The organism is Streptomyces sp. NPDC002144 (assembly GCF_053593695.1).
This window is the reverse complement of record NZ_JBSFDB010000067.1, coordinates 26,958-38,739: the sequence shown is the minus strand read 5'-3', so window position 1 is coordinate 38,739 and position 11,782 is coordinate 26,958. Positions and strand designations below refer to the sequence as shown.

Sequence of the window (11,782 nt, the reverse complement as noted above, 5' to 3'; positions counted from 1 at the left end):
TCGGCCACCGCGCCTCCAGCGGTCGGTTCGGACGTCACCTCACATCCAACCGTCATGACCGCCAACCCGGCGAACCTATGCGGTCAGAGCACTAGCCTCCAACCCGGCGTGGACGACCGTCGCGTCGTCGTGCGTCTTGCTGCGCCCCAGGAAGCCGCGCAGCTCGCTGTCGGCGCGCTCCAGCTCCCGTACCCGGTCCACCAGTGCCTGTGCCCCCTCCTCGCGCACGAGGCGGAGGCAGTCCGCCCAGTCGCCCTGACGGAACTTCTCCACCCAGCGGGCCGCGCCGTCCGTCAGGGCGGCCAGAGCCCGTACCTCCGCGCGCGGCCGGGCACCCGTCACCGCCCGCCGGGCCACCGACGGATCCGCCGCCGCCGTGAAGAAGCCGCCCTCCTTGTTGCGGAGCGTCGCGTCGATCACGGCGTCCGAGGCCAGAGCCGAGCGCGGCAGGCGGGAGAGACGGTCGTCCAGGACGGGCGTCACCGAGCCCTCCGGCGACTCCAGCAGCAGGGCGGAGTCGGACAGGACGAGATGGTCGACCGTCTCCTCGGACCACCGCGCCACCACCACGGTCGCCTGTGGGGTTCGTGGGTGAGAAAGGTCACAAGTGGCGGAATGTGTGTCAGCTGTGCGTGCGATCGCACGCGAAAGAACCTCGGTGAGCGGAACATCCGGGAGGGAAACGGTCAGTTCGGTCAGTGCCCCGCCCAGCCTGGCCGTGTACCAGGGGACCGAATGCAGACACCCCGTCCCGCCGCGCGGCGGGGTGACTCCGTCGAGCACGACGAGGGCGCCACCCTGGCCGGAAGCCGGGAGAGCGACGGCCGCGAAGTCCTCGTTGGGGCGGTCGGAATCGCCCGGCTGCGAAACAAGTTCCGTACGCATTCGGCCAGTCTGCACGACGTCTTCACGCGATTCACCAAAGGCTTGCATTGGTTTCCGAATTGGCGCACTCGCGCAGGTCAGACGCCTGATTTGGGGTGGAATTCGGTGTTCCGGGAATGCGTGGCGGCACATATTGCCACCGGTCGCCGTGGACGTCCAACCGGCCCGTCCGGAAAGGCCGTCGCAACCGCCGGAGGAACTTGCCCGCCAACTCCCGTCCGATGTTCACTCCTTCGGGTGGCGGGCCCGGCGATGCACGGCCCCTGCCCACCGGCACTGGGAGGGTCGGGAACCGTACCAGGTGTACGCACAGTCCGCCGCAGTTGACGGAGCGTCACCCGGGCCCCATGAACAGGCACGAGTCAGGAATGCGAGCACCGGTGCAGAAGACGCGGCCCCGTCGCACAGGCAAGCAGACGGCCTTCGGAGCGGGTGCGGAGCCCGCCCCCGCCACTGTCACCGGCAAGGGCCGTCCCACGCATGTACGCAACCGGCTCATCGTGGCCGTGGCCGTGGTGGCCGCAGCCGTCGCCGGAGCCGGGGCGCCCTCGGTCCTTGCCGCCTCAGGCGACCTGAAGGACTCCCAGGACCTGGTGACGCTCTCCGGGCAGACCGAGAAGGCGCTCGCCCTCGCGCACTCGCTCGCCGACGAGCGCGACGAGGTCACCTCCTACGTCGCGGCCGGGCGGCCCAAGTCCAAGGCGCCCTCCGAGCAGCAGAGCTCACGGGTGGACCGGCAGGTCGAGGAACTGCGCACCGACCCGGACGCGCCGGCCTCCCTGCGCGGCGACCTGGACGGCATCGCCGGTCTGCGCCGGGCGGCCCTGACCGGCCAGAACAGCGCCCTGCAGACGCACGAGGCCTACTCGGCCGTCATCAGCGACCTGCACCGGCTCGCCGAGCGGCTGGCCGAGCAGACCCCGCCCCGGGCCGGCTCCGGCGCCCACTCCCTCGCCGAGCTGGACTCCGCCGTACAGCAGTCGGCCGCCGCGCGGGGGCTGCTGGTGGCCGCGCTGAACGTGCCGACGACGACCCGGACGGTCATCAGCCCCGTCACCGGCCTGCCGGTCACCCAGACCACCTCCACGGGCGCCGACGCCAGGATGCGCGACGCCCTGACCGCAGCCGCCCAGCAGGCCCGGCTGCGCGCCGACGCGGCGCTCGCCGACTTCCACGAGACCGCGCCGAAGGCGGCCCTGACCTCGTACGACACCACGGTCACCGGTTCCGAGGTCAACTCCGCCGAGAAGTACCTGGCGAGCCTCACCGACCAGCCGACGCTCTCCTCCTCCGACCTGGACACCAGCGCGACCAAGGTGGACGCGGCGCTGTCCGCCCGTGTCGACATGATGCGGGGCGTCGAGTCCGCGCTCTACGACCGCCGCACCAAGGACCTCGCCCATCTGCGCGACGACGACGTCACCGCGCTGGAGATCCACGTCGCCGTGTTCGGCGTCCTGATGCTGGTCGCCGTCGGTGTCGCCACGGCCATGGCCCGCTCGCTCACCCGCCCCCTGTCGGTCCTGCGCCGCGGCTCGGCCCGGCTCGCCGAGGCCGAGAACCCCGCCGCCGAGGAACCGGTCACCTTCACCGGCCGCAACGACGAGTTCGCCCAGGTCGTCCGCTCCGTCAACGCCCTGCACGCGCACGCCGCCGCGCTGCACGAGCGGATCCACACACTGGAGACCGACCGCAAGCACCTGGTCGGGCAACGGCAGAAGATGGCCGACGCCCGCGCCGAACTCCGTGCCGAACTCGACGCCTCCGCCACCCAGTTGGAGCGGCTGCGGGAGAGCATCGGCGGCACGTTCGTGAACCTGGCGCTGCGCACGCTCGGCCTGGTGGAGCGTCAGCTCACCGTCATCGAGAGCCTGGAGGAGCGCGAGCAGGACCCCGACCGCCTCTCCACCCTCTTCAAGCTCGACCACTTCGCCACGGTCATGCGCCGGCACAGCGAGAACCTGCTGGTCCTCGCCGGTACGGAACACGTCCAGCAGACCGCGGGTCCCGTCCCGCTGGTGGACGTGGTCCGCGCGGCGGTCAGCGAGATCGAGCGCTACGAACGCGTCCGCATCGCGGCACTGCCCCCGCACGCCCACGTGGCGGGCTTCGCCGCGGACGACCTCTCGCACCTGCTGGCCGAACTGATGGAGAACGCCACGTCGTTCTCCCCGCCGGACCTCCCCGTCGAGGTCTCCGGCTGGCTCCTGGAGAACGGCGAGGTCATGCTCTCCGTCCAGGACGAGGGCATCGGCATGACCCCGGACCGCATGACCCGCCTGAACGTGCGCCTCGCCGAGTTCGACCCCGAGACGCCGTACGACCAGGAGGGCGACGAGGGTCTCGGCCTCGGCCTGTACGTCGTGGCCCGCCTCGCCCACCGGCACGGCGTCCGTGTCCAGCTCCGCGACCAGAAGCAGGGCGGAGTGGCGGCGGTGGTGGTGCTGCCGAAGCCGCTGCTGTCCCCGGCGCCGAGCACCGCCGTCCCCTCCTCCACGACCTCCCCGGTCACCCACACCTTCTCCCTCCCGGGCGCCGACGCGGAGGCCAACTCCAACGTCCTCCACGGCCGTTCGGCGGACCCCCTGGTGGCCCTCGCCGAGCAGGCGGTGCAGGAGAAGGACGCCGAGGAGGAGCCGGAACCGGCATCGGAGCGGCCGCAGGACCTGGAGGAGCCGGCGCAGCACCCGGCCGAGACCACGATGGAGCTCCTGCTCCCACCGCGCCCGGCGGAACCGGACCCGACGCACACGGGACCAGCGCCGCAGGCGGACCCGTTCGTCCCCCGACCCGCGCCCGCCGACGGCGAGTTCGCCCCGCAGGGGCCATCCGCACCCGACCACGAAAGCCGCACGGAGGGTGCGGGTGGGAACGAATCCGCCGAAGGCGAGGCCGAGGCGACCCACGAGCACGAGCACGAGCACACCCCCGACGTACTGACGTCAAAGGGCCTCCCCAAGCGCACTCCGAAGATCACCGCACCCACCGCCCCGCCCCGCCCGCGCACCGGTTCCGTCGACGCCGAAGCCCTCCGCAGAAGGCTCGGCGGCTTCCGCCGCGGCGCGCAGGCCGGCTACCGGGACGTGGCCGCGGAGATCGCCGAAGAGACAGGCCAGACCAGGACACCAGCCACGGGGGGCACCGTCGAGGAGGCAAGCAGTTGACCGCGCCCAGTACCTTCGGCCTGAGCACTGAAGCCCGCAATCTGCACTGGCTGCTCACGAACCTCGTCGAGGAGGTGCCCGGCATTCAGTCAGTCGCGGTGGTCTCCTCCGACGGCCTGCTGCTGCTGTCCTCCGACCCGGGGCGCAACGAGGAGGCCAAGACACGGACCCGGCGCACCGGCCCCCGCGGCTCCTCCGCCGACCTCGCGACCATCGTCTCCGGCATCGGCAGCCTCACCGTCGGCGCCGCCAAGCTGATGGACTCCGGCGTCGTGAAGCACACGATGGTCGCGATGGACGAGGGCAGCCTGTTCGTGATGTCGATCAGCGACGGCAGCCTGCTCGGCGTGCACGGCTCCGCCGACTGCGACATGAGCGTGGTGGCCTACCACATGGCGCTCTTCGTCGGCCGCGCCGGCCATGTGCTGACCCCAGAGCTCCGCAGCGAGCTGCGAAAATCCCTGGAGCAGGAGTCCACCGGGGGCACCCGATGACCATCGAGAAGCATCAGAAACACACGCTCCCCGTGCGCGGCGGCGACCGCAAGCCCGCCCGCGTCCGCCCCTACTCGCTCACCGGCGGCCGCACCCGCTTCGGCCACGTCCTGCTCGTGGAGACGTTCGTGGCGGCGCTGGAGGCCCCGGAAGAGCGCAAGGAACTGACGAACGGCTCGCTCAGCACCCGGGTCATGCCCGAGATGCGGGCCATCGTCGAACTGTGCCGCCGTATGCGCACGGTGGCCGAGATCGCCGCGCTGCTGAAGATGCCGCTCGGCGTGGTCCGCGTGCTGCTGAGCGACCTCGCGGACCAGGGAAAGATCCGCGTGTACGGAACAGGTACCGGTCACGGCACGGGCCGTCCGGACCGCGCTCTGCTGGAAAGGGTGCTGAGTGGACTCCGTCGTCTCTGACGCCGTCGGCGTCGCCTCCCACGTCGACCCCGACGAGAACCTGCAGTCCTGGCAGACGGACCGCACCCGCGCCCCCATCGCCACGAAGATAGTCGTGGCGGGAGGCTTCGGTGTGGGCAAGACCACGCTGGTCACCGCCGTCTCGGAGATCACGCCCCTGCAGACCGAGGCGCTGATGACCGAGGCGAGCGAGGACACCGACGACCTCACCGCCACGCCCGGCAAGCTGACCACCACCGTGGCCATGGACTTCGGCCGCATCACTCTCGACGACGACCTGGTGCTCTACCTGTTCGGCACACCGGGCCAGCAGCGGTTCTGGTTCATGTGGGACGACCTGGTGCGCGGCGCGATCGGCGCGGTCGTCCTCGCGGACACCCGGCGGCTGAAGGACTGCTTCCCCGCCCTGGACTACTTCGAGAGCTGCGGGATGCCGTACGTCGTGGCGGTCAACCACTTCGACGGCAGCGAGCGGTTCGAACCGGAGGACGTGCGGGAGGCGTTGACGATCCCCGCGCACATACCTGTCATGATCATGGATGCGCGGCGGAGGATCTCGGCGATCGAGACCCTGCTGTCCCTCGTCGCCCACGCGCTGGACGAAACCCCCGAGTAGTCCCCCGAGTAGCCCCCCGCGCAGTCCAGTAGTCCACGAGTAGGAGAACAGCCCCGGTATGCGGAAGATACTCGTCGTAGGAGCCGGTCAGTCCGGTCTCCAGCTCGCCCTCGGCCTTCAGTCGCACGGGTACGAGGTCACCCTGATGTCCAACCGGACCGCGGACGAGATCCGCTCCGGCCGGGTCATGTCGACGCAGTGCATGTTCCACACGGCACTGCAGCACGAGCGCGATCTCCAGCTGAACTTCTGGGAGTCCCAGGCCCCGAAGATCGAAGGACTCGGCGTCTCGGTCGCGGCCCCGGGCTCCTGGGCCGAGGGCCCGGCGGCACGGGCGATCGACTGGGTGGGCAGGCTCGACGGGTACGCGCAGTCGGTCGACCAGCGGGTGAAGATGGCCGGCTGGATGGAGACGTTCGCCCAGCGCGGCGGGCAGTTGGTCATCCACGGCGCGGCGGTCTCCGACCTCGACTACTTCTCCCGTACGTACGACCTGGTGCTGGTCTCGGCGGGCAAGGGCGAGCTGGTGTCCATGTTCGGCCGGGACGCCTCCCGTTCGCCGTACAGCGAGCCGCAGCGCGCCCTCGCCGTCTCCTACGTCCACGGTCTGGGCCCGCGCCCCGAGCACCCGGACTACTACGCCGTCCGCTGCAACCTGGTGCCCGGGGTCGGCGAGCTGTTCGTCATGCCGACGCTGACGACCTCCGGGCCGGCCGACATCCTGTTCTGGGAGGGCATACCCGGCGGCCCGCTCGACGTCTTCAACGGCGTCAAGGACCCGGCGGAGCACCTCTCCCTGACCCTGGAACTCATGGAGCGGTACACGCCCTGGGAGTACGCGCGGGCCACGAAGGTCGAACTCACCGACGCCGGTGGCACGTTGGCCGGCCGCTACGCCCCGACCGTCCGCAACCCGATCGGCCGGCTCCCCGGCGGCGGCCTGGTCCTCGGGGTGGCGGACGTCGTCGTCGCCAACGACCCCATCACCGGCCAGGGCTCCAACTCCGCCGCCAAGTGCGCCGCTTCGTACCTCGCCTCGATCCTGGAGCACGGCGAGAAGGAGTTCGACGAGAGCTGGATGCAGGCGACCTTCGACCGCTACTGGGAGACGGCTCAGCACGTCACCAAGTGGACCAACGCCATGCTCGCCCCGCCGCCGGAGCACATCCTCAACCTCATCGGAGCCGCGGGCCAGCTCCAGCCGGTGGCCGATCGCTTCGCCAACGGCTTCGACAACCCGGCGGACTTCGAGAACTTCTTCTACGAACCACAGAAGGCCGAGGCCTACCTGGCCTCGGTCGCGGGCGCCTGAGCCGCGAGCGCCGTCCGGGCGCCCGGTCTACCCCGCCTCCTTGGCGGGGGGCCGGGCGGCGTTCGGGCGGACGGCTCCGAGGATCGGGTAGGACGCGATGGGGGAGACCTTGATCGGTGCGCCGGTTCTCGGGGCCTGGATCACCATGCCCTTCCCCACGTACAAGGCCACGTGCGTGGCCCGCGGGAAGTAGAGCACCAGGTCGCCGGGGCGGAGCCGGTTCAGGGGGATCCTCGGGAGCCGGGCCCACTGTTCCTGGCTCGTGCGGGGGATGGGCGTTCCCGCGTGGCGCCACGCCTGTGACGTGAGGCCCGAGCAGTCGTACGACGCCGGGCCCTGCGCGCCCCACCGGTACGGCTTCCCCAGCTGCCGCACGGCGTACCGCACGGCCCGGTCGGCCCCGCCCGAGGGCTTGCCGTCGTCGCTGGACGCGCCCGAGGCCAGGAACCGCTGCTGCGCCTCGTCGACCCCGTCCCTCTCCAACCGGGCGACGGCGGCGAGCTGTTCGGGGGTGAGCGAGACCAGCAGCTCCTCCACGTCCTTCAGCCGCTTGCGCACCTCGTCCCGGTCCTTCTTCTGCCGCTCGGCGAGGGCGAGTTGGTCGTCCAGGGCCTTGCGCGCCCGGCGGGCCAGTTCGTCGGCCCTCTTCTGGGTGCCGGCCAGCCGCCCCAGCGTCAGCGCCCGCTCCCGCGCCAACTGCCCGATGACATGCCCCTCGTCGAGCGCCTGCTGCGGATCACGGGCCAGCAGCAGCCGGACGTACGACGAGATCTCCGTGCTGTTCTGGTACTGCTGCCGTGCCAGCCGCCCGGCCGCGCTCCTGCTGTCGTCCAGGGAGATCCGGGTGCGGGCCAGCTCCTTGTCCAGCCGCTCGACCTCGGCCCGCTGCCTGTTCAGCTTCTCCTCGGTCGCGTCATAGGTCTCCGTGGCCTGCTCGGCCTCCCGGTACCGCCGCTGAAGATCCGTCAGCAGCTCGGAGACGGGCCGCCCACCCGGCTCGGGCACGGCCGCGGCGGGCAGCGGCGCGAGGACGGTGCCGACCGCCACCGCCGCCGTACACACCAGACGCAGAAGCCTTCCTGACACGTCATCACCTCCGGTGCGGGCCAGCCCCTCTGCCCCGCACCGCGAGCTTCAGACGCCCGCGCGCCTTGCGCGCGCCGAGTGTGCGCGGTTCGGCGCAACCCCGTCACCCGTCGGTGTTCTCCGGCTTGCCGCCCGGCGTGGCGTCGGGCTTGGACCACGGCCACTTCAGCCGGCCGGTGTCCCTGCTCTCCGGGTCGTACGCGTACTTCCACCCCTGCTGGATCCCGAGCCGTCTGCTGTGTCCGCGCGGGACGCGCCGGTAGACCAGCACGGTGTCGGGACCGCCGGCCGGGTCCGGCACCGGGATGCGGTAGATCTTCGGCGGCTGCCCGGTCGCCCCGACCAGCACCGGAAGGACCCGGCCGTCCATGGGGCCACCCTCGAAGGGGGTCGGTTCGCTCTTCACGGCACCAGTGTCAGACATCCTCCGCGAGCGCCCGCACCAGCGCCGCGGTCTGGGTGTCCCGGGTTGCCGTCACCGACAGCACGGCCACGAACTGCTCCACCAGCCAGTCCCGCAGCTCCTCGACCGGGGGCTGCTTGCCCTCGTCGAGCCAGATCAGCGAGGCCGCCTCCACCGCCGTGATCCACATCCGCACGGTCATCCGCAGCCGCAGCCCGGGCTCGGTGACACCGAGGTGACTGAGGATGTGCTCGGCGGCGGCCCGCCGCACCCCGTCCACGATGGCCGTCGTCCGGGACGTCTCCACGACGCTGCCGCCCTGGAGCAGCGCGCTGAAGCCGGCGTCGTGCTCGTCGACGAAGGCCAGATAGCGGTCCAGGGCCCGGGAGAGCCGAGGCAGCAGAGGCCCTTCCCGCGGCTCGTCGAAGCACTGCCGCAGCTCGTCCGCGGCCGACCGCAGCGCGGCCTCGTACAGCTGCTGCTTGCCGCCGGGGAAGTAGCGGTAGACCAGGGGGCGCGAGACCCCGGCCGCCTCGGCCACGTCGTCGAGGGAGACGTCCTCGGGGGCGCGGTGCGCGAAGAGACCGAGGGCGGCGTCGAGAAGCTGGCTTCGTCGCTCCTCGACACTGAGCCGTCGATAGGCGGGGGCGGCGGGAGTCATGCAGTGCAGCGTAATCGCAGGCCGCGCATGTCGCCTCAAGCCAGCAGGCCCGAGCTCTTCCACAGCCGCCGGCCGACCCCCCGCAGCACCCCGATGTCGTCCAGGAAGTCGGTCAGCCGCTTCGCGCCCGTCTGCATGACCTCCCGCCGGTGCCTGCTCGCCCTCACCTGTGCCAGGGCCTCCCGCTTGTCCAGCCCGACATTCGTGTAGACCTCGGGATTGACGAAGGCCACCGAGAACACCCGGGCGAACTCCCCGGACGTCACCCGGGTGAACTCCTGCGACCACCGGGGCGCGGTCACCATCTGCCGCCGCAGTTCCTCACGCGCGTACCGCACATGCCGCGCCTCCTCCACGACGTGGATCCGCGTGACCCCCCGGATCAGCGGCTGCACCCGCTCGTCGGGGAACGTCAGCCGCTGCATCCAGTCGAGGACCTCCTCCCCGAGCAGCGTCGCCGTGAAGGACCCGGGAGTCGTGGAGATCGTCTTGAACAGTCGCCCCAGATGCTGGTGCGCCCGGGCCACCGGATACCAGGGCGTGCCGCCCTGCGCGATCAGCCGCGCGAACATCTTCGAGTGCCGGCACTCGTCCTCGATCTCGGTGAGCGCGTACCGCACATGCGCGCTCGTCGCCGCCTTGTCGTAGATGTGCCGCACCAGCAGCTGCATCAGGATGATCTCGAACCAGATCCCCAGCGAGGCCAGCGCGGCGGCCTCGTGCTGCGACAGCAGGATCCGCTGCTCCTCGCCCATCCGCTTCCACAGCGGCGTGTCGTACAGCGAGACCAGCTCCGGCGGCCAGAACCACTTGCCCTCCTCGAAGGGCGCGTCCCAGTCGAGTTCCTTGTCCGGGTCGAAGGAGTGCTTCGCGGAGGAGGCGAGGAGCCGCTCGGCGACCTGCTCGCGGTCCTTGAGCAGCCCGAGGGCGTCGCGCAGGCCGTCGAGTGCGTCTGCTTCCGTGAGAGTCGTCATGGCACTTATGAGACTGCCTGTCAGCAAGCCCGTCAATCCCCTGCACGGGACTTGTTGACTCGGCGTCTACATGTGAGCCTGCGGGGTATGCCGACCCATGAGCTGTACACCAACGACCCCGGTGACTATCTCTGGCAGGTCCCCGCGTCCGGCGCGGCCCGCTTCAGCTGGGAGTACGAAGACGGCCGCGAACGACTGGTCGCCCTCTACCAGAAGGGCAAGGACAAGCAGTGGGACGGGCAGCGGCGCATCGACTGGGATCTGGAGGTCGATCCGTACGACGTGCTGGGCACCCCGGACGAGTCCATCTCGCTGTACGGGACGCCGTACTGGGCGAAGATGAGCGAGAAGGAGCGCGGGGAACTGCGACAGCACTACGCGTCCTGGCAGTTCAGCCAGTTCCTCCACGGCGAGCAGGGCGCGATGATCTGCGCGGCGCGGATCGTGGAGTCGGTGCCGGACCTGGACGCCAAGTTCTACTCGGCTACGCAGACCATGGACGAGGCGCGGCACGCGGAGATCTACGGCCGGTTCCTGCACGAGAAGGTCGGGATGGTCTACCCGATCAACGACAACCTCCAGTCGCTGCTGGGCGACACGCTCCGCGACAGCCGCTGGGACATGCCGTATCTGGGCATGCAGGTGCTCATCGAGGGCCTGGCGCTGGCCGCCTTCGGCATGATCCGCGACACCACGACCAAGCCCCTGCCCAAGCAGATCCTCGCCTACGTCATGCAGGACGAGGCCCGGCACGTGGCCTTCGGCCGGATGGCCCTGCGCGACTACTACAAGCAGCTCACCGACGCCGAGCTGCGCGAACGCGAGGAGTTCGTCATCGAGGGCTGCTACCTGATGCGCGACCGGCTGCGCGGGGTCGAGGTCCTGGAGAACTTCGGCATCCCGACGGCCGAGGCGGAGGAGTACAGCGAGAAGTCCGAGTTCCTGGCGCTCTTCAGGCAGTTGCTCTTCTCCCGGATCGTCCCGTGCGTCAAGGACATCGGCCTGTGGGGCAAGCGCCTCCAGCAGGCCTATGTCGACATGGGCGTCTTCGAGATGGGTGACTCCAACCTGGACCTGCTGATGGCCCAGGACGAGGAGATCGCGGAGAAGCTGGACGCGGAGCGCTTCGCGGCGGAGGAGCGGGAGCGGGTCGTGGAGGTGGAGGAGGCGATCGAGACGGGCGCGGCAGAGGCCTGACGGACGGGACTTCCGCAGCAGCCCTAGACCGAGCAGCCCAGGTCCTCGGGGATCTCGCCGGTCAGCGGACGCGGGTCGCCGAGGGCCGGCGGGAACGCCGTGCGCAGGGTGAAGGCGTACGACGTCGGGCCGTTGGCGCGCAGGTGCAGCAGCCGTTCCTCCGCCTCGGCCACGGTGGGGCGATGGCCCGCCGGGACCCACCACAGGACCACCATCGCCTCCGCCACCCGCTCGAACCACTCCCTCCTGCGGGCCAGCATCTCCCGGTGGCGCCCCTGGTACATGAACGTCGTGAGGGCGTTCGGGTCCCGCCACACCGACATGTTGATGATCAGCCACTCGTCTCCGAAGACGGCCACGTCCGTCGCGTCACCGGACTCGTCCTGCAGTCGCCAGACAAAGCCCTCGGCGGCGTCCGCGTCGGCGTTCACGGGGTCGAGGGCGTCGACGAAGTCCTTCAACTGCGGTGAGTCCAGCGGGGCCTTGAGCCGGGCGATGTTGACCTGGGCGAGTTGGTACGCGGCTTCCGGTGTCGTCGTCATGTACCGAACGTTAGGTAGGGAGCCTCCGCTTC

12 protein-coding genes are annotated in these 11,782 nt (G+C 70.6%); 6 read left to right on the top strand and 6 right to left on the bottom strand.

What is annotated here, in order from left to right; genetic code table 11:
• Positions 1-75: 75 nt before the first annotated feature.
• On the bottom strand, positions 76-885 hold the full coding sequence (locus tag ACWCQ1_RS46335) for a protein phosphatase 2C domain-containing protein (RefSeq protein WP_451029387.1): 810 nt from the start codon (positions 883-885) through the stop codon (positions 76-78).
• Between the two features lie 380 nt (positions 886-1,265).
• Here ACWCQ1_RS46335 and ACWCQ1_RS46330 point away from each other — a divergent pair, with 380 nt between their 5' ends.
• The 5 genes from ACWCQ1_RS46330 to ACWCQ1_RS46310 are packed head-to-tail and all read left to right on the top strand — an operon-like array spanning position 1,266 to position 6,887.
• Positions 1,266-4,049: a sensor histidine kinase gene (locus ACWCQ1_RS46330; protein ID WP_358594008.1), complete on the top strand. Its 2,784-nt coding sequence runs from the start codon at positions 1,266-1,268 to the stop codon at positions 4,047-4,049.
• Complete coding sequence (locus tag ACWCQ1_RS46325; protein ID WP_133044612.1) at positions 4,046-4,543, top strand: roadblock/LC7 domain-containing protein; 498 nt, start codon at positions 4,046-4,048, stop codon at positions 4,541-4,543. The genes ACWCQ1_RS46330 and ACWCQ1_RS46325 overlap by 4 nt, the downstream gene beginning before the upstream one ends.
• Positions 4,540-4,959 (top strand): DUF742 domain-containing protein, encoded by a 420-nt coding sequence (locus tag ACWCQ1_RS46320; protein ID WP_133044613.1) that lies wholly within the window; start codon positions 4,540-4,542, stop codon positions 4,957-4,959. The genes ACWCQ1_RS46325 and ACWCQ1_RS46320 overlap by 4 nt, the downstream gene beginning before the upstream one ends.
• A complete protein-coding gene (locus ACWCQ1_RS46315) occupies positions 4,940-5,575 on the top strand; it encodes a GTP-binding protein (RefSeq protein ID WP_133044614.1) in 636 nt (211 codons plus the stop codon). The genes ACWCQ1_RS46320 and ACWCQ1_RS46315 overlap by 20 nt, the downstream gene beginning before the upstream one ends.
• A 58-nt stretch (positions 5,576-5,633) precedes the next feature.
• Entirely contained in the window at positions 5,634-6,887 is a 1,254-nt protein-coding gene (locus ACWCQ1_RS46310) for a styrene monooxygenase/indole monooxygenase family protein (protein ID WP_133044615.1), read from the top strand.
• 27 nt (positions 6,888-6,914) lie between these two features.
• Here ACWCQ1_RS46310 and ACWCQ1_RS46305 read toward each other — a convergent pair whose 3' ends face one another.
• From ACWCQ1_RS46305 to ACWCQ1_RS46290, 4 genes are all read right to left on the bottom strand, one after another.
• Positions 6,915-7,973, bottom strand: a complete 1,059-nt coding sequence (locus ACWCQ1_RS46305) for an NlpC/P60 family protein (RefSeq protein ID WP_451029386.1) — start codon at positions 7,971-7,973, stop codon at positions 6,915-6,917.
• Between the two features lie 103 nt (positions 7,974-8,076).
• Positions 8,077-8,397, bottom strand: coding sequence for a hypothetical protein (locus ACWCQ1_RS46300; protein ID WP_207929816.1), 321 nt, complete (start codon positions 8,395-8,397; stop codon positions 8,077-8,079).
• On the bottom strand, positions 8,390-9,037 hold the full coding sequence (locus ACWCQ1_RS46295) for a TetR/AcrR family transcriptional regulator (protein ID WP_133044618.1): 648 nt from the start codon (positions 9,035-9,037) through the stop codon (positions 8,390-8,392). The genes ACWCQ1_RS46300 and ACWCQ1_RS46295 overlap by 8 nt, the downstream gene beginning before the upstream one ends.
• A 35-nt stretch (positions 9,038-9,072) precedes the next feature.
• The gene (locus ACWCQ1_RS46290) at positions 9,073-10,011 is read right to left on the bottom strand and encodes an AurF N-oxygenase family protein (RefSeq protein ID WP_451029385.1); all 939 of its coding nucleotides are present in this window, start codon (positions 10,009-10,011) and stop codon (positions 9,073-9,075) included.
• Positions 10,012-10,098: 87 nt separating this feature from the next.
• Between ACWCQ1_RS46290 and ACWCQ1_RS46285 the strand changes: the two genes are divergently transcribed.
• Positions 10,099-11,208, top strand: a complete 1,110-nt coding sequence (locus ACWCQ1_RS46285; protein ID WP_358594001.1) for a ferritin-like domain-containing protein — start codon at positions 10,099-10,101, stop codon at positions 11,206-11,208.
• Positions 11,209-11,231: 23 nt separating this feature from the next.
• On the opposite strand, the gene ACWCQ1_RS46280 is transcribed toward ACWCQ1_RS46285, so the two are convergent.
• Complete coding sequence (locus ACWCQ1_RS46280) at positions 11,232-11,750, bottom strand: DUF3291 domain-containing protein (protein WP_133044621.1); 519 nt, start codon at positions 11,748-11,750, stop codon at positions 11,232-11,234.
• Positions 11,751-11,782 lie beyond the last annotated feature (32 nt).